Consider the following 20,366-nt stretch of genomic DNA (forward strand, 5'->3'; position numbering starts at 1 on the left):
TTACGCAGCCTCCCCACCAAGGTTCAGTTCTTGACCAGGCTTGAGCATCACATAGGCTTTGCGAACGTTGTCACGCCGACCCACGGATTTGCCAAAACGCTTGGTCTTGCCCTTGGTGTTCACCACAGAAACGCCCCTGACTTCAACCTTGAACATCAATTCCACTGCGGCCTTGATCTCATACTTGGTTGCGTCTTGAAGCACCTTGAAGGTCACTGCGTTGCTCTTTTCAGCAACCATCGTGGCCTTTTCAGACACGATAGGAGCGACTAGAACCTGCATCAAACGGCCCTCATCGAATTTTTGATTGGGTTTATTAGCATGGCTCATGCGAACATCTCCTGCAGTTTACCCATAGCCGCCTTGGTGACCAAAACCTTGCGGTAGTGAACAAGAGATACCGGGTCAGCATAGCGAGGCTCAACCACCAGCACATTCACCAGATTACGCGACGCCAGGTAAAGGTTTTCATCCACTTCGTCAGCAATCACCAGCACCGAGGCAAGGTTCATCGCTTTAAACTTTGCTGCCAGCGCTTTGGTCTTGGGTGACTCAACCGTCAGAGAATCAACCACCGCGAGACGGCCTTCACGGGCCAACTGCGAGAGTATGGCCGCCATACCAGCGCGGTACATCTTTTTATTGATTTTTTGAGTGAAATTTTCGTCAGGCATGTTCGGGAAAATTCGACCACCGCCACGCCACAACGGAGAAGACGTCATACCGGCGCGGGCACGACCGGTTCCCTTTTGCTTAAAAGGCTTCTTGGTCGAGTGGTGAACCTGCTCACGGTCTTTCTGAGCACGCGTACCTTGCCGGGCATTTGCCTGGAAGGCAACCACAACTTGGTGAACCAGATCTTCGTTGTAGGCACGACCAAACACTGCGTCAGGCACGTCCATCGTAGAAGCCACTTGCCCTTGATCATTCAGGAGTTCGAGCTGCATCAGTTCGCTCCTTTCACATCAGCGGATTTTGCCTTGACGGCCGGACGTACGGTCACAAACCCACCCGCAGAGCCAGGGACAGCACCCTTGATCATCAGCAATTGGCGCGCTTCGTCGATGCGGACGATATCGAGGTTTTGCGTTGTGACCAGATCATCACCCAGATGACCTGTCATGCGCTTACCAGGAAAAACACGACCCGGATCTTGCGCCATACCGATAGAGCCGGGCACATTGTGCGAACGGCTGTTACCGTGCGAGGCACGTTGCGAACTCATGTGGTGACGCTTGATGGTACCGGCGAAGCCTTTACCGATCGTGGTACCTTGAATGTCGACTTTTTGACCTGCAGCAAATACCGACGAGGCGGGCACAACAGCGCCCGCCTGATAGGACGCCGCAGTTTGTGGCGCCACGCGGAATTCGCGGATCAATTCACCGGCTTCAACACCTGCTTTGGCGAGGTGCCCAGCGGTTGGCTTATTGACACGAGACGCTTTTCTCGCACCAAATGTCACTTGCAAAGCAACATAGCCATCGTTCTCTTGGGTTTTGACTTGAGTCACTCGGTTGTTAGATACATCGATCACAGTGACAGGAATCGCGCTCCCGTCGTCTGTAAACAGACGCATCATGCCAACCTTGCGACCAAGCAATCCAAAGTGATTGCTCAGACTCATTGTTTTCTCCATTACCTTCACCAGCATCACTTCAATTGGCGAGGCTGTTTGGATGTGAAAGAGGGTTAATAAAACTCTGCAAGAAAAACTCTTTACAGAGCCAGCTTGCAGAACCGACGATTATATGCTCCGATTGCTTCTTATCACAAGCGAAACTTAGGCATCGGCCTGCCAAATGCTTACTGCAATTTAATTTCGACGTCCACGCCTGCTGGCAGATCAAGCTTCATCAGCGCATCAACGGTCTTGTCTGTCGGATCGACGATGTCCATCAAACGCTGGTGTGTGCGGATCTCAAACTGGTCACGACTGGTTTTGTTGACGTGTGGTGAACGCAGAATATCAAAACGCTTCATGCGTGTCGGCAAAGGCACAGGGCCTTTGACGATGGCGCCGGTGCGTTTAGCAGTGTCTACGATCTCTGCCGCAGACTGGTCGATCAGCTTGTAATCGAACGCCTTCAGGCGAATACGGATTTTTTGTTTAGTTGCCATGATGTTCCCTGTTTACGCAATGATTTTGGCAACCACACCGGCACCAACCGTCTTGCCACCTTCACGGATAGCAAAGCGCAGGCCTTCTTCCATGGCGATTGGGGCAATCAGCTTCACAGTGATCGACACGTTGTCACCAGGCATCACCATCTCTTTGCCTTCTGGCAACTCGATGGCACCAGTCACGTCCGTGGTACGGAAGTAGAACTGGGGGCGATAGTTGTTGAAGAACGGGGTGTGACGACCACCTTCATCTTTGGACAAGACGTAGATCTCGCCGGTGAAGTGGGTATGGGGTTTGATCGATCCCGGCTTGCACAGCACTTGGCCACGCTGCACGTCTTCACGCTTGGTGCCGCGCAGCAGGATGCCGACGTTGTCGCCAGCTTGACCTTGGTCCAGCAGTTTTCTGAACATTTCCACACCGGTGCAGGTGGTCTTGACGGTGTCGTGGATGCCGACAATTTCGATTTCTTCGCCGACTTTGACGATGCCGCGCTCAATACGGCCGGTCACCACGGTGCCGCGACCGGAGATGGAGAACACGTCTTCAACGGGCATTAGGAAGGCACCATCCACCGCACGCTCTGGCAGGGGGATGTAGTTGTCCAAGGCGTCAGCCAGCTTCATGATGGCTTCTTCACCCAGTGGGCCCTTGTCACCTTCCATGGCAAGCTTGGCGCTGCCATGGATGATGGGGGTGTCGTCACCTGGGAAGTCGTATTTGTCGAGGAGCTCGCGAACTTCCATTTCAACGAGTTCGAGCAGTTCGGCGTCGTCGACCATGTCGCACTTGTTCAGGAACACGATGATGTAGGGCACGCCAACCTGGCGCGCCAGCAGGATGTGTTCGCGGGTTTGCGGCATGGGACCGTCGGCTGCGGAGCAAACCAAAATAGCGCCGTCCATCTGAGCAGCACCGGTGATCATGTTTTTCACATAGTCAGCGTGTCCTGGGCAGTCCACGTGGGCATAGTGGCGGTTGGCTGTTTCGTATTCGACGTGAGCGGTGTTGATGGTAATGCCACGCGCTTTTTCTTCAGGTGCGGCATCAATTTGGTCGTAGCCTTTGGCGGTGCCGCCGAACTTGGCTGCCAGCACGGTGGTGATGGCTGCTGTCAGGGTGGTTTTGCCATGGTCAACGTGACCAATGGTGCCCACGTTGACGTGGGGCTTGGTGCGTGCGAATTTTTCTTTTGCCATTTTCAATTCTCCAAAGAGCTGGTTCCCGTGTGTTGGTTTAATGTTTGCACGGTGTTGCTGATTCGCCCCGCACGGGAACAGGGCGGCACACCGTCGCAGACAAGGTTAATTTATTTGGCGCGAGAAGCCATGATGGCTTCAGAGACGTTACGCGGCGCTTCTGTGTAGTGCTTGAATTCCATCGTGTAGGTGGCACGACCTTGTGACATCGACCGCAGGGTCGTGGAATAGCCAAACATTTCAGACAGCGGCACTTCAGCCTTGATGACCTTACCGCCGCCGAGCATGTCCTCCATGCCCTGAACCATACCGCGGCGTGACGCCAAATCCCCCATCACATTGCCGGCGTAGTCTTCCGGCGTTTCGACTTCCACCGCCATCATGGGCTCAAGAATCACCGGGCTGGCTTTACGGCAGCCTTCCTTGAAACCAAAGATCGCAGCCATTTTGAAAGCCAACTCGTTCGAGTCAACATCGTGGTACGAACCAAAGTGCAAAGTCACCTTGACGTCCACCACAGGGTAACCGGCCAACACGCCCTGCGTCACCGCTTCATTGATCCCTTTTTCAACCGCAGGAATGTACTCGCGCGGCACGGTACCGCCCTTGATGGCGTCCACGAACTCAATGCCCTTGCCTGGCTCGTTGGGTTCGATCTTCAAAACCACGTGGCCATACTGGCCTTTACCACCGGACTGGCGCACGAATTTGCCTTCAGCGTCCTCAATGGTTTTGCGGATGGTTTCGCGGTAGGCCACTTGCGGCTTGCCGACATTGGCTTCCACGCCAAATTCGCGCTTCATGCGGTCAACAATAATTTCCAAGTGCAACTCACCCATACCGGCGATCAGTGTCTGTCCGGACTCCTCATCGGTTTTCACGCGGAAAGACGGATCTTCCTGCGCCAGACGCTGCAATGCAATCCCCATTTTTTCCTGGTCAACCTTGGTTTTCGGCTCAACCGCTTGGGTAATCACCGGCTCAGGGAAAATCATGCGTTCCAGCATGATGATGGCCGTTGGGTCGCACAGGGTTTCACCAGTGGTCACATCTTTCAAGCCAATACACGCTGCGATGTCACCTGCAACAATTTCGCTGACCTCTTCGCGCTTGTTGGCGTGCATTTGCACAATACGACCAATACGCTCTTTCTTGCCGCGGATCGGGTTGTAGACCGTGTCGCCCTTGGTTAGCACGCCAGAATACACGCGCACAAAGGTCAGTTGGCCAACGAACGGGTCGGTCATCAGCTTGAAGGCCAAAGCAGAGAACTTTTCCTTGTCGTCAGCTTGCCGAACCACCGGGTTTTCGTTTTCATTCATGCCCTTGACCGGAGGAATGTCCACGGGTGACGGCATGAATTCAATCACTGCGTCCAGCATGCGCTGCACGCCTTTGTTCTTGAACGCCGAGCCGCAATACATCGGCTGGATTTCGCTCGCAATGGTGCGGGTGCGAATGCCGAGCTTGATTTCCTCCTCAGTCAAGTCACCTTCTTCAAGGTACTTGTTCATGAACTCTTCGGAGGCTTCAGCAGCAGCTTCGACCATCTTTTCGCGCCATTCTTTGGCCAGAGCCAGCAATTCGGCAGGGATTTCGCGGTAGTCGAACAACATACCTTGCGAGGCTTCGTCCCAGATGATGGCTTTCATCTTGATCAAATCAACGACACCAGTGAAGTGCTCCTCGGCACCAATCGGGATCACCATCGGTACAGGGTTGGCCTTCAGGCGCAGTTTCATCTGATCCACGACCTTGAAGAAGTTGGCACCGGTGCGATCCATCTTGTTCACAAAGGCCAAGCGAGGCACTTTGTATTTGTTGGCTTGACGCCAGACGGTTTCAGACTGGGGCTGCACGCCACCCACGGCGCAGTACACCATGCAGGCGCCGTCAAGCACACGCATTGAGCGCTCGACTTCAATGGTGAAGTCCACGTGTCCAGGGGTGTCGATGATGTTGATACGGTGCTCGGGCAAGGACTTGTCCATCCCCTTCCAGAAGCAGGTGGTCGCAGCAGACGTGATGGTGATGCCACGCTCTTGCTCTTGCTCCATCCAGTCCATGGTGGCCGCACCATCGTGCACTTCACCAATCTTGTGGTTCACACCGGTGTAAAAAAGCACGCGCTCGGTGGTGGTGGTTTTACCAGCGTCGATGTGAGCCGAAATGCCGATATTGCGATAGCGCTCAATGGGGGTATGGCGAGCCATGATGGATCCTTGGTTGATCTATATTTTTAACCTACGACGCCGCTCAAGGCTTTTGACCTCAGCGGCGCAGCGAGCGGCAATCAAACCGGGCCGCCAACCAGGCTGTGCTATGCACTACCCGGGACGGCAACAACCATTGAAAGCCGCGCAGTAGCCGCTACTTAGAAGCGAAAGTGAGAGAACGCCTTGTTGGCTTCAGCCATGCGGTGAACTTCGTCACGCTTTTTCATGGCACCGCCACGGCCTTCGGTGGCTTCCAACAATTCATTGGCCAAACGCAGCGCCATGGATTTTTCGCCACGCTTGCGGGCGGCTTCCTTGATCCAGCGCATGGAGAGTGCTAGGCGACGAACCGGGCGCACTTCAACAGGTACCTGGTAGTTGGCACCACCCACACGGCGGGACTTCACTTCAACCAGCGGCTTGACGTTGTTGATGGCCACGGTGAACGCTTCGAGAGCGTCTTTATCGGGGTGCTTCTTGGCGATTTGCTCCAGCGCACCATAAATGATGCGCTCAGCAACCGCTTTTTTGCCGCCTTCCATGATCACGTTCATGAATTTGGACAGCTCGACATTGCCGAATTTAGGATCCGGCAGGATTTCACGTTTGGGGACTTCGCGACGACGTGGCATTTTTTCACCTCTATTGCTTCAGTTGGCGCCATCTCTGACACCGCGAGAGTTAAAAATAAGACTCTCACTTACTCGACCCGAATCTTGGGTCACTACGTTTGCTGGCTGCGCCACGCAGCAACAAACACCTTTCAAACAATCAAACCGAAAGCTTATTTAACCTTGGGACGTTTTGCACCATATTTGGAACGCGACTGCTTGCGGTCTTTCACGCCTTGCAAGTCAAGCGAGCCACGCACGATGTGGTAACGCACACCGGGCAAGTCCTTGACACGACCGCCACGAACCAGCACCACGCTGTGTTCCTGCAGGTTGTGGCCTTCGCCGCCGATGTAAGAAATCACCTCGAAACCGTTGGTCAAGCGCACTTTGGCAACTTTACGCAAAGCCGAGTTAGGCTTTTTCGGGGTGGTGGTGTACACGCGAGTGCAAACACCACGGCGTTGTGGAGAATTTTCCATCGCCGGGCTCTTCGACTTGATCACTTCGACCGAGCGCCCTTGACGGATCAACTGATTGATGGTTGGCATTGCGCCTCCTAAAAACTAAACGTCCCTAAACGCTTAAAACTTGAAAATAACAAAAACGTGAATCCCTTCGGAAATTCCGAAAAGCCCTCAACTATATCAGGCCAACTGGGCTGCTGCAAGCAGAATCACTTGATCCACAGACGAAGTGAGTCCCAGGCACGTCCGAGGACGCCAGCCTCATCAACCCCTTGCAAGGCTAGCAAGGGCACTTCGGCCACCAGACGGCCTTCGCTGCTGACCTTGAGCGTTCCAATCGGCTGCCACTTGGTCAAAGGCGCCACAAGTGGCTCGGGCCGAGCGACCTCGGTGGTCAGTTTCGCGCGCGTGCCTGCGGGCACCGCCACCACGATTGGCTGGGGCTGCCCCAATGCCACCGTGGCGGACGTGCCCTTCCAGACGGCGGGCGTCACCACCGGCTGGTTGCCGTCAAACAATTTGACAGCCTCAAAAGCGGTATAACCCCAGTTCAGCAACTTTTGCGACTCATTGGCGCGGGCATTCTCGCTAGCGGTGCCCAGCATGACCGACAGTAGACGGCGGTTACCGACACCGGACACATCGCGGTGCGCGGTGGCAACCAGACAATACCCGGCCGCATCGGTGTACCCGGTTTTCAGGCCATCCACAGTCGGGTCGCGAAAGAGCAATGCATTGCGGTTGTTGTCGTTGGCCGCCGGCGTGCCGGGGTATCGGTACTTTTTGATGGCGTAGTAAGCCACGTAGTCGGGAAAGTCGCGCATCAGTCGGGTGGCCAGCACGCTCAGGTCGCGCGCAGAGGTGGTGTGACCCGCTGCAGTCAGGCCTTCGGGGTTTTTATAGCCGGTGGATGTCATACCCAACACCTTGGCCTGCGCGTTCATCATTTCGACGAAGCGCTCGACACTGCCGCCGACACCTTCTGCCAGCGCTATGGTGGCGTCGTTGCCACTTTGCACAATCATGCCTTTGATCAAGTCTTCCACTGGCACCTGCATCTTGGGGTCAATGAACATGCGCGAGCCGGGCATTTTCCAGGCGCGCTCGCTCACGGGTAGGGTTTGCTTGAGGTCGATTTTTTTGTTGCGCAGGGCGTCAAATACCAAATAGGCGGTCATCAGCTTGGTCAGCGACGCGGGCTCTATGGCCATGTCGATGTCTTTTTGCGCCAGTATCTGGTTCGCCGTGACATCCAACAACAGGTAAGAACGCGCTGCAATTTCAGGCGTTTGCGGGGTTTGGGCGGCTACCGACAAGGCGACCCAAGCAACCAAAGTGACGAGAATTTTTTTCATGAAGATGAGGTTAAAAGCGGCAATCAAGCCAGCTTTGAATTGAATACACTATGATTTAAATAGCTACTAACCCTTTAAGTATAAGGGCTAGACGCCAATAATGGCAACAGTGCCAATGAATACCGTCTAACGCCCCAGATAGGCCGGTGTCAGCAAACGCTCAACCACTTGGCCATTTTTCAGGTGTGACTCGACGATTTCATCGATGTCGCTGGCATCGACATAGCTGTACCAAACGGCCTCGGGGTAGACCACTGCCACCGGACCGGCAGTACAGCGGTCCAGGCAACCTGCCTTGCTGACACGCACCTGCCCGGGGCCGGACAGCGCGGCAGCCTTGATTTGCAATTTGCAGCGCTCAAAAGCCGCCAGCGCGTCACGCTGGGCGCAACAAGCTTCGCCGTTTTGACGCTCGTTGGTACAGAAAAAAATATGCCTCTGAAAATAACTCGCAGTCGGCGCGCTTTCTGCCGGAACCGCTTCGGGAGATGTGGAATGGGTCATATCAAGATTTTAGGCCGCTGACTCTTTTCCCCACAGCCGGGCGAGTACATACCAAAGTGCTGCGAACGGCCACAACCAGCCTAGCCACTGCGCCAGCCCATGGAAGCGGATAAAGCGCCCCTGCTCCCAGAGGAAAAGGGTTTGCTCAAAGTACGGATCCATCGCACCCTGGTTGATCAGGCTCAGGTCAACGCCCAACGCCAGCACAGCCAGCGCCGCGGCCGCGCGCCCAGGCAACCACAGCAGTAACACCAGCAGCACCAGTGCGCTCACCAATGCGCCGCGCACCCAAACATCAAACCAGCTCCAAGCGTGTTCTGGGCCGAAGCTCAGAGTGGCGCTCAGGGCGGTGACGCCTACGCCAAAAGCCGCAAGCCACAGCAGAAACCACAGCCGTTTAGCGCCACGGCGAATGATGCAGTACCCCAGCAAGCCCGGAATCACCAGCCCCAGCAAGGCACACAGCCACTGTGTCACCGGCAAAAGTGACTGCAGTTCAATCTCGCGCACGGGCAACCATTCCAAAAAAGGGCTGCCTGCCAGCACATCTGCCAACGCCGCCTCCAGGCGCTCCAGCACCTGACCCAGGCCCCACGGAACGGTCGTCGGAAACAACAAAGCCACTGGCCACAACGCCAGCAACACCAGTGCACCGCGCGCATCCGGCACAAACCAGCTGGCGCGAAAACGACTCCAACGCTGTAACACCCCGAGTTTTTCCAGGCCCCAAGCTGACATCGCCCCCAGCGCTGCACCCAGAATGTTCAGCACTAGGTCCAAATTAGACGGAACTCGATCCGGCAGGTAAATTTGCAAGGCTTCCATGGCCAGCGACAGCACGAACGCAGCCGGTACGGCCAGCCAAATCATCCAGCGCAGGTGACGCGTGCGCAGCGCGCCCAGCGTCAGAAAAAAACCGATCGGCCCATAACCCAACACGTTCGAGACAACATCAAAACCTGTCCAGTACTTGGGCCACGGTGCGCTCAGGAAAAGCCAGGCCGAGACGCCTTGGTCGCGCCAATAGGCAAACGGATACAGGCTGGCATAGACGATCAGGCCTGCATACACCAGCGCCAGCGGCCATGCCGAAGTCTTGTGCATCGGCACGTCGGGTTCACCGGGTAGAGGTTGCAGGCATTTGGTCAGTTTAGGATAGAAAACCTAAGCGCAAAAAAAACCCCAGTCCGAAGACTGGGGCGATAAGCCTATTTGCTGTCACACATCAAGGCCCCGCTCAGGGAGGAAAAGCGGGGAGCAGTAAACTGCCCGGTTCGTAATTTAACAAAAATTTTTCCTTGTTTCAAGTCAAGCAAAAAATAATGTCTTTACCACCCCAAAATTAAGCCAAGGAATTTGAGCATGACCCCTTACGCACCCTACCCCCTGGGCCGCCCGCGCCGCCTGCGCCGCGACAGTTTCACCCGCAATCTGGTCCGTGAGAACCTGGTCACCGCCAGCGATCTGATCTACCCGGTGTTTGTCGTGGACGGCCAGCAACAGCGCCAGCCGGTGCTGTCCATGCCCGGCGTGGAGCGCCTCAGCCTGGACCTGCTGCTACCGGTGGCCGAAGACTGTGTGAAGCTGGGCATTCCGGTGATGGCACTCTTTCCGGTGATTGAGCAGTCTTTAAAAACCCCCGATGGCCGCGAAGCCATGAACCCCGAAGGCCTGGTGCCACGCGTGGTGCAGGCGCTGAAAAAGGAGTTCCCAGAACTCGGCATCATGTGCGACGTGGCTTTGGACCCGTTCACCAGCCACGGCCAAGACGGCCTGATTGATCCGGACCCTGCCGAAGACGGCTACATCATGAACGACGCCACGGTGGAGATTCTGGTCAAACAGGCGCTAACGCAGGCGGGCGCTGGTGCCGATATCGTCGCCCCCAGCGACATGATGGACGGCCGCATTGGCGCGATTCGCCAAGCCCTGGAGGCCAACCATTTCATTCACACCCGCATCATGGCCTACAGCGCCAAATACGCCAGCGCCTTTTATGGCCCGTTCCGCGACGCAGTGGGTTCGTCAGGCAATCTGGGCAAGAGCAACAAAAAGGTCTACCAGATGGATCCTGGCAACAGCAATGAGGCGTTGCGCGAGGTGGCGCTGGACATTGCCGAGGGCGCCGACATGGTGATGGTCAAGCCCGGCATGCCTTACCTGGACATCGTGCGCCGCGTCAAGGACGAATTTCGGGTGCCGACCTTCGCCTACCAGGTGTCAGGCGAGTACGCCATGCTGAAAGCCGCCGCGCAAAACGGCTGGCTCGACCACGACGCGGTGATGATGGAAAGCCTGCTCGCCTTCAAGCGCGCCGGGGCCGATGGCGTGCTCACCTATTTTGCCCGTGATGCTGCCCGTTTGATACAAAGTTAATAGCTGCTAGCGCTTTATCCATAAGGGCTAGAGGCCATTTTCTTATATATTTGAACTGACATGCAGGTCTTTCTCATTCACGGCACCAGTGTTCGCCTAGACCAGGCGCCACAGTTGGAGACCTTGCGTCTGCCGGAGCACGGGTTTCTGTGGCTGTCTTGCTCACTGGAGGAGTTGAAGCACGGGCACAGTGCGCTGCAAGCCACGTTGCAGCGCCTGTGCGGCGTGCAACTGGTGGACTTGCATGTGTCGGATTTGCTCAACGAGCAGTTGCCTTCCAGCTACGACTTCACCTCTGACTATGACCTGCTGGTGTTTCGTCGTCTGGCAGAAGCCAGCACCGCAGAAGAGGCGTCCACGGCCCAGCCGCAACCCCCGCCCAAGCGTGGTGGGCCACCAATTTTGCGGCGCATTGACACCAGCGCAGTGGGTTTTGTGGTGTTTGACCGGGTGCTGCTTTCGGTTCACCCCGAAGACGGTGCCTTGCGCGACAGCTATGTGCAGCGCCTGCTCAGCGCGGGCAGCGCCCAGGTGAGCGCCCAGATCAGCGATGCTGGCATGGTGCCCGATGGCCATTCTGCTGGCGCGCGCGGCGTGCCTGGCAGCCCGGCCGACCTGATGCTGCGCATCGTCAGCCACATGGTGGACGGTTTTCTGGCCTTGCGTCGCGAGCTCAGCCGCCAGCTTGAGCGCTGGCAAACCGAGCTCATCAACCCCAGGGCACGCTTTGCCAACTGGAGCACCCTGCTCGACGCGCGCAAAGCGCTGCACCAGTTGGACGACATTTGTGACGACCAGCGTGATGCCATGCAGGACTGGACCGAGGCCCTAAAAACTTGGTCCGACGCCGACAGCACGCTCACCCCGAAAGAGCGCGACATGCTGCAAGTGCGCAGCCGCGACGTGCTGGAACACATTGACCGCGTCGTACAACATGTGCGCCAGCTGGAGCAAAACGCCGAAACGGCGGTGCAAATTCACTTCAACGCACAAAGTCATCGCGCCAATGAGATCATGCGCACGCTCACCGTGCTGACCGCCATTTTTCTACCCCTGAACCTGATTGCTGGTATTTTTGGCATGAACTTTGACTCCATTCCCCTGTTGAACCGCGCCAACGGCTTCTGGTTGACCCTGGGCGCCATGGGGCTGATTGCCGGCGGTCTGGCGTTATTTTTCTGGCGCAAGCGCTACCTTGAGCGCTCAGCGCGATAACCTGATGAAGATGCTTATGGCTGCTCTGCTCTTGGCTCTGGCCGCTTGGCTTTTATGGACACCCGACATGGATCGCGCCACGCTGGAGCGCCGCTATCTGGCCGACCCTGCCGACATGATGATGATGCAGGGCATCAATTTGCACGTGCGCGACACCGGCCCGCGCAACGCACCGGCGGTGCTGATGGTGCATGGCATGGGTGGCAGCCTGCACAGTTGGGAGCCGTGGGCGCAGGCGATGGCGCCAGAGCTGCGGGTGATTCGCCTGGACTTGCCCGGCAGCGGCCTGAGCAGCCCGGACCCGACTGGCGACTACTCCGATCAACGCTCGATTGACGTCATTTTGGCGCTGATGGACCATCTGCAGCTTGAGAAAGCCAGCGTCGTCGGCCATTCGATCGGCGGGCGCATGGCCTGGAGGCTGGCCGCCACCCACCCCGAGCGGGTGAACAAACTGGTGCTGGTCGCCCCAGACGGCTTTGCCAGCCCGGGGTTTGAATACGCCAAGCCAGTCGACGTACCAAGCGTCCTGCAGCTCATGCGCTACGCGCTGCCGAAATGGTTACTGCGGATGAACCTGAAACCCGCTTATGCCAATGACAGCGCCATGACCGACGAGCGCATCACGCGCTACTACGAACTGATGCTGGCCCCCGGCGCGCGGGAAGCGCTGATCAAACGCATGCAACAAACCATGCTGACCGACCCGCTGCCCTTGCTTATACGCATCACGGCGCCGACCCTGCTGGTCTGGGGCAAGCAAGACGCGATGATCCCGTTTAGTAACGCGGCCAACTACACCAGCGCCATTGCAGGCAGCCAACTGGTGGCGCTTGACGGCGTGGGGCACCTGCCGCAGGAAGAGGCCGCCGAGGCGTCACTGCCAGCCGTCAAGGCTTTTTTGCTTCAATAAAAATAGCTATCAGCGCTTTGTTGATAAGGGCTAGAGCCTAATTTTCTCTAAAGGTTTTAGTCTGCGCTGTCGCGATGGTAGCGACGCCTCACGACTCCTGATTTTGTCGTTTAGCACCTGATTGGCCATGGCTGCGTGTGCGCCAAGGCGGCTGATTCTGACTGCGCTAGCGGGGGCGTGATGCCAGACGGATTGATGAAACCGTGTCCCATATTAGGAAACCGGCGGGCGTGCCGAGCGCCAAGCGCCCACAACGTTAAATGCGCGTTTCCACATAAGTTATCTCTTAAATCAATATAAATCAATGACTTATAGCGATTACAGCCCTATGTAACGCAAGGTTCAAACCGGCCCGGGGAAACCCGTAGTGAACTTAAAATGTTCACAAATGTTCGCAACTGCGCACAATTGTTTACAGGGGATTCGGATGCGTCGCCGTTCTTTGCTTTCTGCTTCACTTGGCCTGGGTACCTTGGCAGGGTTGGGCTATGTCGGTGTCAACCGCATCGCGCCGTCTGGGCTTGCACTGCATGCAGGCTCGGCGCAGGCTTTTGGCACCACCGTGACGATTCAGGTGCTGCACCCGGACCCGGCGAGCGCTCAGGCCGCCATTACCGCCGCTTTGCAGCAGGTCAGCCTGGTGGATGCCCTGATGAGTGTGCACCAGCCGCGCAGCCAGGTCTACCAACTCAACGCCCAGGGCCAACTGAACCATCCCGACCCGCACCTCTTGGCGGTGCTGACGTATGCCAGGCAGCTCTCTAACCAGACCGGCGGCGCGTTTGACATCACCGTTCAGCCCCTGTGGCAAGCTTTCAGCCAAGCGCAGGCCAACGGGCAACTGCCTGAACCACTGGCCCTGGCACGGGTCCGGGCGCTGGTCAACTGGCAGGGTGTCACGACGCAACCCGATCAGATTGAACTGGCAGCGCCGGGCATGGCCATCACCCTGAATGGACTGGCCCAAGGCTACGCAGTTGATCTGGCGCTGGCGGCATTGCGCGCCAAGGGCGTGGCACACGCCCTGCTGGATACCGGCGAGTTTGGCGTCATTGGCACCAAGGGCAGCGATCAGCCCTGGGTTCTGGGCATCAAGAACCCGCGGCAAACGGATGCATTGACAGCCCGGGTGCCGATGGACGGTCGCGCCCTCTGCACCTCAGGCGACTACGAAACCTTCTTCAGCGCTGACTTCAGCCACCACCATATTTTTGACCCCGCAACCGGCTACTCACCCACCCCGCTGGCCAGTGTCAGCGTGTTGGCCCCCACCGGCATGATGGCCGACGGCCTGTCCACCGCCTTCATGGTGCTTGGCGCTGACAAGGCGCTGGCACTGGCGGCCCGCCTGCCGCGAGTTGATGCGCTGCTGATTCACAAGAACGGCAGCCAGCAGAGAACTGCCGATTTCCCTGAGCTGTCAGCCTGAACACGGCTTTGACTGAACTTGATACTTTAGGAGCGCATACGTTAGCACTAGCTGGAACCATTGGCAGCGCAGGCCTATTTATGGCCGCGCTAGGCCTGCTGCTGGCCGGTGTGCTGGCGTTTGCCAATCGCCGCCTGTTTGTTTTTGAAGACCCGCGCATTGATGCGGTCGAAGACCTGCTGCCCAAGTCCAACTGCGGCGCCTGCGGCTTGGCGGGCTGCCGTAATTTCGCCGAAAAAGTCATTTCCGGCGACATCACACCCGCGCAATGCACCGTGTGCAGTGCCGCCCAGGTGAGCGAGATTGCACATTTGCTGGGCGTGGACGAGGGCGATGTCGAGCGCCGGGTGGCGCGGCTGGCCTGTGCTGGCGGCAAACACGTGGCCTACACCCGGGCACGCTACGCTGGTTTGTCTACCTGCCGTGCAGCGGCGGTGGTCAGCGGCGGCGGCAAAGAATGTGTCTGGGGCTGCCTCGGGCTGGGTGACTGCGTCACCGTCTGCAAACAAGGCGCTATTCACCTGGACCGCCACGGCCTGCCCGTGGTTGATCCGTCGAAGTGCACTGCCTGCAATGATTGTGTGGAGGTCTGCCCCAAAGGTTTGTTCTCCCTTCAGCCGGTCACCCGCAAACTGTGGATTGCCTGCCGCAACCGCGCCGATGGCGATGCCGCCGAAGCCGCCTGCGAGGTCGCCTGCACCGCCTGCGGCAAGTGCGTCGCCGATGCACCCCCTGGCCTGTTGACCGTGCGCAACAACCTGGTCGAAATCGACTACGACTGGCATGACAAGGCCAGCCAAAGCCTGACAGATCGCTGCCCCACCGGTGCCATCGTCTGGTTTACCGACCCGGAATTGGGCGTGCGCGGACATTCCGCCAAAAAAATTCTGCGCAACGACCCGTTGCCCTTCAAAAACTAGCGCGGTGCGCCGACAGCCACCCCACCGATTCAACTATTTGCCCCAGGAATACCACCATGCTTAAAAAAGTTTTCGATTATTTGGTTCGCGAAACCAGCGGCGCTGGCAAAGACGCAGCCGCCGTGAAATACCCTGGCATCCGCGATGCGGTAGACGGCAATACCGCGGTCATCCACGTCGAGCGCGAGGCGTCTGATGCTGCTGGCTCCTACCCCATCACGCCATCAACCCAGATGGGTGAATATTGGGCCGAAGAGGTCGCTGCTGGGCACCTGAATATTTCTGACCGGCCACTGATTTTTGTTGAGCCTGAATCAGAGCACGCCGCCGCTGGCGTGACTGCAGGTATGTCAATGACCGGGCTGCGCGCCACCAACTTCTCGTCGGGCCAAGGCATTGCTTTCATGCACGAGTCCTTGTACGCCACGGTCGGCAAACGCTTGCCCTATGTGCTCAATATTGGCTGCCGGGCCATCACCAAAGCCAGCCTAAACGTACACGCCGGGCACGATGACTACCACTGCATTGACGACACCGGCTTCATTCAGGTGCTGGCAAAAAACGCTACCGAAGCCGCCGACTTGAACCTGATCGCCCGCAAAGTGGCCGAGCTTTCGCTCACCCCCGCCATCGTCGGCCAAGACGGCTTTCTGACCACTCATCTGATCGAATCTGCCTTGCTGCCTGAGCGCGCGCTGGTAGCCGAGTTTTTGGGCCGCCCAGACGACCTGATTGACACCCCGACACCCGCCCAAGCCATGCTGTATGGCCCCAAGCGCCGCCGCATCCCGGCGATCTGGGATGTGGACGTGCCGATGGTGTCCGGCACGGTGCAAAACCAGGACGCCTACATGCAGTCGGTGGCTGGACAGCGCCCCTATTTCTTTGACCACATCGGCCCGCTGACTGATCAATGCATGGCCGAATACGCCCAGCTGACCGGGCGTAGCTACCAACGGGTGAGCACCTGGACGGCCGAAGACGCCGACTACCTGATTCTTGGCATGGGCAGCATGGTAGTGCAAGCCGAAGCGGTGGCTGACTACCTGCGCGTGACGCGAAAGCTCAAGGTCGGCGTGGTCAACCTAACCATGTTCCGGCCGTTCCCAGGCGACCTGCTGGGCCATGTGTTGCGCGGCAAAAAGGGCGTGGCGGTGCTGGAACGCACCGACCAGCCGCTGGCCGAAGACCTGCCGCTGATGCGTGAAATCCGCGCGACCCTGTCCAAATGCCAGGAAAACGCTCAGGCAGCGGCGGACCGTAGCAGCACCAAAGATCCGCAACCGCCCTACCCAGGCTACGCCACCATTGCCGCCGGCGAGATGCCGCGCCTGTACTCGGGCTGTTACGGCCTAGGCTCACGCGACCTGCAGCCCGAAGGCTTGATTGGTGCCTTTGAGAACATGCTGCCGCAAGGCCCGCGCCGCCCGTTCTTTTATCTGTCGGTGGACTTTGCCCGTGACCCGCTCAATCCAAAAGACGAACTTCATCAAGAGGCGTTTCAAGCTGCCTATCCGCGACTGCGCGAACTCTCGGTGCGCGGCAGCGAAAACCCGAACCTGATGCCCGCTGGCGCCATCACGGTGCGCATGCATTCGATTGGCGGCTGGGGTGCCATCACCACCGGCAAAAACCTGGCCATGACCCTGTTCGACCTGTTGGGCTATGACATCAAGGCCAACCCGAAGTACGGCTCTGAGAAAAAAGGCCAGCCCACCACCTATTACCTGTCGGCAGCGCCGCAGCCCATCCGCGTGAACAGCGAATACGTGCACCTGGATGTAGTTCTATCGCCCGACCCAGCCGTGTTTGGCCACTCCAACCCGCTCGCCGGGCTGAGAAAAGGCGGCGTCTTCATCATCCAAAGCAACTTGGGAAAGACGACCTGGGGCGCGTTTCCGGCTTGGGCGCAAAAACACATCGTTGAACAGGATATTCGCGTCTTTTATCTGGATGCTTTCCAGATTGCCCGCGAAGAAGCCGGTAGCGCTGAACTCATGCTGCGCATGCAGGGCAACGCGTTCCAGGGTGCCTTTTTCGCCGCTTCACCGGTATGCGCCAATGCTGGCCTGAACGAAGAAACCCTGTTTGGCGCGATTGAAAAACAGCTGCAAGCCAAGTTTGGCGGCAAAGGTGGCCGGGTCGTGCAAAACAATCTGACGGTGGTCAAGCGCGGTTATGTTGAAACCCATGAGATCACCGACAAGCCGCTGGGCACCCACCAAAAGGCCCTGACGAAGACCAGCGCCGCACTGCCCACCATGCTGCTGCGCACGCCGGTGGCCGATGCCAAGCACATGCCGCCAGTGTCTGACTTTCACAGGTTTTGGGAGCAAACCGGCCACTTTTATGCCACAGGAAAAGGCAATGACAACCTGGTCGACCCGTTCATTGGCGCCTCGCTGATGCCAGCTTCCACCGGCGTTTACCGCGACATGACCGGCATCCGCTTTGAGCATCCGGTCTGGGTGGCGGAAAACTGCACGGCTTGCGGCGAGTGCTACACCGTCTGCCCAGACAGCGCCATTCCTGGCCTGGTCAACAGCGTGGCCGAAGTCTTCAACACCGCGTTGCAGCGCATTGAAACCGGCGGCAAACCGACACGTTTCCTGCGCCGCGCAGTGCGCGTGGCGGAGAAAAAACTGCGGGCACTGACGGTGGGTGACGGTGTGGCCATGCGTGCGCTGATCGACCAAGCGATCGAAGCGACCATCGCTGATGCGCCCGAAGAAGAGCGCGTCAAGCTGGGCACCGAGTTCGCGCTGTTGCAGGCGGAGCTGGGAGACTTCCAGTTCGCTGCCACCAAGCCGTATTGGTCACAAAAAGAGAAAAAGTTCCCCGGCAGCGGTGGTCTGTTCTCGATCACCGTCAATCCGCTCACCTGCAAAGCCTGCGCCCTGTGTGTCACCGTGTGTAATGACAACGCGCTGAAGATGGTGACGCAGACCGAAACTTCGGTGAACACGCTGCGCAAGGACTGGGACTTCTGGCTGGACCTTCCCACCACACCCAAGGAATATGGCCGTATCGACAGTCTGGACGAGAAGATCGGTGCGCTAGAAACCTTGCTGCTGGACAAGTCCAACTACAACTCAATGAACTGCGGCGACGGTGCCTGCCTGGGCTGCGGCGAAAAGACCGCCATCCATTTGTTCACGGCGGCGGCGGCGGCCTTGATGCAGCCCCGGGTGCGCACACTTGTGACGCAGCTCGACCAGCTCATCATCGACCTTGAGCAACACATTCGCAATCGGCTGGCCAATGCCATCGACCTGTCTGACACCAACGCGGTGGTGTCAGCGGTGAATGCCAGCAGCAGCGACTTGACGCTGTCCAACTTGGCTGCCAGCCTCTCAGCCAACAAACCGTCACAGCCGCTCGACCCGGACTGGATCAAGCGCACGGCACAACTGCTGGAAAAACTCAAGGATCTGCGCTGGCGTTACCTGGAGGGACCGACCAAGCGGGGCCGCGCCGACATGGGCATCGTCAACTCTACCGGCTGCACCTCGGTCTGGGGCTCCACTTTTCCCTACCACCCGTACCCGTTCCCGTGGACATCGCACCTGTTTCAGGATTCGCCCTCGGTGGCGATGGGCCTGTTTGAAGGTCACATGGCGAAGATGGCGGAAGGCTTCAAGGCCGTGCGCATGGCTGAAATGGAACTCAAGGGCGAGTACAACCATGAGCGCGATGCCGATTTCTTCAAACGCTTTGACTGGCCTCAGTTCAGCGACGAAGAGTGGCATCTGTGCCCACCGGTGGTCAGCCTGGGCGGTGACGGTGCCATGTATGACATTGGCTTCCAGAACCTCTCACGCGCCATGATGTCGGGCAAGCCGATCAAGGTGTTGGTGGTGGACACGCAGGTGTATTCCAACACGGGCGGCCAGGCCTGCACCTCAGGCTTCATCAGCCAGGTGTCGGATATGGCGCCCTACGGCAAAGCCATGCATGGCAAGACCGAGATCCGCAAGGAAATGAGCGTCATCGCCATGGCGCACCGCACCTCGTTTGTGCTGCAAAGCACCATCGCGCATGTGAACCATTTGCTGGAGGGATATATCGACGGCCTGAACTCGCGCCGCCCTGCGCTGTTCAACATTTACGCGGTCTGCCCGCCAGAGCATGGTGTGGGTGACGACAAGAGCGTCGACCAGAGCAAGCTGGCTGTAGAAAGCCGGGCCTATCCGCTGTTGCGCTACGACCCGGACGCGGGTACCACCTTCTCTGAATGCGTCAGCCTGGAGGGCAACCCGTCCGTTGACACCGATTGGCCGGTGTATTCGCTGGCGTATCTGGACGAAGCGGGCGAAACGCAGCGCATGGAATTGCCGGTCACTTTTGCCGACTTTGCCGCCACCGAAGGGCGCTTTGGCAAACAGTTCAGGAAAGCACCGCCAGAGACCTGGAACGACGCCATGCTGCCGCTGGCAGAGTTGCTGACCCTGCCGCAAGACGAGCGAGAAGACCGTTACCCCTATATCTGGGCCACCGACACCAAGAACCGCCTGATGCGCCTGCTGGTCTCCAAAGAACTGGTGCTGGCCTGTGAAGAACGCCAGGCCTTCTGGCAGCAGCTCAAAGATATCGCCAAACTGCCTGATGTGCGGGTCGAGGTTGACCCAAGCGCGATTGCTAATCAGGTCCGCGCCGAACTGATGCAACGCATTACCGCCAGCCTGGGCGTGTCCATTGCGGATATAACCCCTGCGCCTGCCGCTGTCGCCAAAGCAACGCCTGTGCCGGCCTTGCCTGCGCCGACGTCTGCTGCGCCAAGCGGTGGTTATGAAGCCTGCTGGGTCGAAACGCCAGAATGCACCGCCTGCGACGAATGCATCACCCTCGCACCCAAGGTGTTTGCCTATAACGACCAGAAACAGGTGGTGGTGGTTAATGGCAAAGCCGCTAAGTTCAAGGACCTGGTGAAGGCCGCTGAGAAGTGCACGGCGGGTTGCCTGCATCCGGGTACCCCCTGGGACCAGACCGAACCCGGTCTGGTCAAGCTGCTGGCACGCGCGGCCAAGTACAACTGA

At 58.1% G+C, this 20,366-nt stretch carries 17 protein-coding genes; 6 read left to right on the forward strand and 11 right to left on the reverse strand.

The features are described 5' to 3' along the window. The 11 genes from rplW to BLL52_RS04555 form a co-directional block, all read right to left on the reverse strand. Positions 1-330: a 50S ribosomal protein L23 gene (gene rplW / locus BLL52_RS04505; protein WP_075585498.1), complete on the reverse strand. Its 330-nt coding sequence runs from the start codon at positions 328-330 to the stop codon at positions 1-3. Next, the gene (gene rplD / locus BLL52_RS04510; protein ID WP_075585499.1) at positions 327-947 is read right to left on the reverse strand and encodes a 50S ribosomal protein L4; all 621 of its coding nucleotides are present in this window, start codon (positions 945-947) and stop codon (positions 327-329) included. The genes rplW and rplD overlap by 4 nt, the downstream gene beginning before the upstream one ends. Then, positions 947-1,627 (reverse strand): 50S ribosomal protein L3, encoded by a 681-nt coding sequence (gene rplC, locus BLL52_RS04515; protein ID WP_075585606.1) that lies wholly within the window; start codon positions 1,625-1,627, stop codon positions 947-949. The genes rplD and rplC overlap by 1 nt, the downstream gene beginning before the upstream one ends. Positions 1,628-1,806: 179 nt before the next feature. Beyond that, on the reverse strand, positions 1,807-2,121 hold the full coding sequence (gene rpsJ / locus BLL52_RS04520; RefSeq protein ID WP_028250951.1) for a 30S ribosomal protein S10: 315 nt from the start codon (positions 2,119-2,121) through the stop codon (positions 1,807-1,809). 12 nt (positions 2,122-2,133) lie between these two features. Continuing rightward, complete coding sequence (tuf, locus tag BLL52_RS04525; RefSeq protein ID WP_075585500.1) at positions 2,134-3,324, reverse strand: elongation factor Tu; 1,191 nt, start codon at positions 3,322-3,324, stop codon at positions 2,134-2,136. 110 nt (positions 3,325-3,434) lie between these two features. Next, positions 3,435-5,537, reverse strand: coding sequence for an elongation factor G (gene fusA / locus BLL52_RS04530; protein WP_075585501.1), 2,103 nt, complete (start codon positions 5,535-5,537; stop codon positions 3,435-3,437). A 161-nt stretch (positions 5,538-5,698) separates the two neighbouring features. Then, positions 5,699-6,172, reverse strand: coding sequence for a 30S ribosomal protein S7 (gene rpsG, locus BLL52_RS04535; RefSeq protein ID WP_075585502.1), 474 nt, complete (start codon positions 6,170-6,172; stop codon positions 5,699-5,701). A gap of 152 nt (positions 6,173-6,324) precedes the next feature. After that, a complete protein-coding gene (rpsL, locus tag BLL52_RS04540) occupies positions 6,325-6,702 on the reverse strand; it encodes a 30S ribosomal protein S12 (protein ID WP_075585503.1) in 378 nt (125 codons plus the stop codon). A 125-nt stretch (positions 6,703-6,827) separates the two neighbouring features. Further along, positions 6,828-7,973, reverse strand: a complete 1,146-nt coding sequence (locus tag BLL52_RS04545; RefSeq protein ID WP_075585607.1) for a D-alanyl-D-alanine carboxypeptidase family protein — start codon at positions 7,971-7,973, stop codon at positions 6,828-6,830. Positions 7,974-8,099: 126 nt separating this feature from the next. Then, the gene (locus BLL52_RS04550) at positions 8,100-8,477 is read right to left on the reverse strand and encodes a (2Fe-2S) ferredoxin domain-containing protein (protein WP_075585504.1); all 378 of its coding nucleotides are present in this window, start codon (positions 8,475-8,477) and stop codon (positions 8,100-8,102) included. A gap of 9 nt (positions 8,478-8,486) precedes the next feature. Then, positions 8,487-9,581, reverse strand: coding sequence for a VanZ family protein (locus tag BLL52_RS04555; RefSeq protein WP_075585505.1), 1,095 nt, complete (start codon positions 9,579-9,581; stop codon positions 8,487-8,489). A gap of 258 nt (positions 9,582-9,839) precedes the next feature. On the opposite strand from BLL52_RS04555, the gene hemB reads away from it, so the two are divergent. The 6 genes from hemB to BLL52_RS04585 all read left to right on the forward strand — a co-directional run bounded on the left by hemB (position 9,840) and on the right by BLL52_RS04585 (position 20,366). Continuing rightward, positions 9,840-10,853 (forward strand): porphobilinogen synthase, encoded by a 1,014-nt coding sequence (hemB, locus tag BLL52_RS04560; protein WP_075585506.1) that lies wholly within the window; start codon positions 9,840-9,842, stop codon positions 10,851-10,853. Between the two features lie 60 nt (positions 10,854-10,913). Beyond that, positions 10,914-12,068 carry a magnesium transporter CorA family protein gene (locus BLL52_RS04565; protein ID WP_075585507.1) on the forward strand — a complete coding sequence of 385 codons (1,155 nt, stop codon included), beginning with the start codon at positions 10,914-10,916 and terminating at the stop codon, positions 12,066-12,068. A 16-nt stretch (positions 12,069-12,084) separates the two neighbouring features. After that, on the forward strand, positions 12,085-12,981 hold the full coding sequence (locus BLL52_RS04570; protein WP_241838999.1) for an alpha/beta fold hydrolase: 897 nt from the start codon (positions 12,085-12,087) through the stop codon (positions 12,979-12,981). Between the two features lie 427 nt (positions 12,982-13,408). Continuing rightward, positions 13,409-14,410, forward strand: a complete 1,002-nt coding sequence (locus BLL52_RS04575) for an FAD:protein FMN transferase (protein ID WP_075585508.1) — start codon at positions 13,409-13,411, stop codon at positions 14,408-14,410. An 80-nt stretch (positions 14,411-14,490) separates the two neighbouring features. Continuing rightward, positions 14,491-15,330 carry an RnfABCDGE type electron transport complex subunit B gene (locus BLL52_RS04580; RefSeq protein WP_075585509.1) on the forward strand — a complete coding sequence of 280 codons (840 nt, stop codon included), beginning with the start codon at positions 14,491-14,493 and terminating at the stop codon, positions 15,328-15,330. Positions 15,331-15,386: 56 nt separating this feature from the next. Continuing rightward, positions 15,387-20,366 (forward strand): 2-oxoacid:acceptor oxidoreductase family protein, encoded by a 4,980-nt coding sequence (locus BLL52_RS04585; RefSeq protein ID WP_083633782.1) that lies wholly within the window; start codon positions 15,387-15,389, stop codon positions 20,364-20,366.

The organism is Rhodoferax antarcticus ANT.BR (genome assembly GCF_001938565.1).
GTDB lineage: Bacteria > Pseudomonadota > Gammaproteobacteria > Burkholderiales > Burkholderiaceae_C > Rhodoferax > Rhodoferax antarcticus.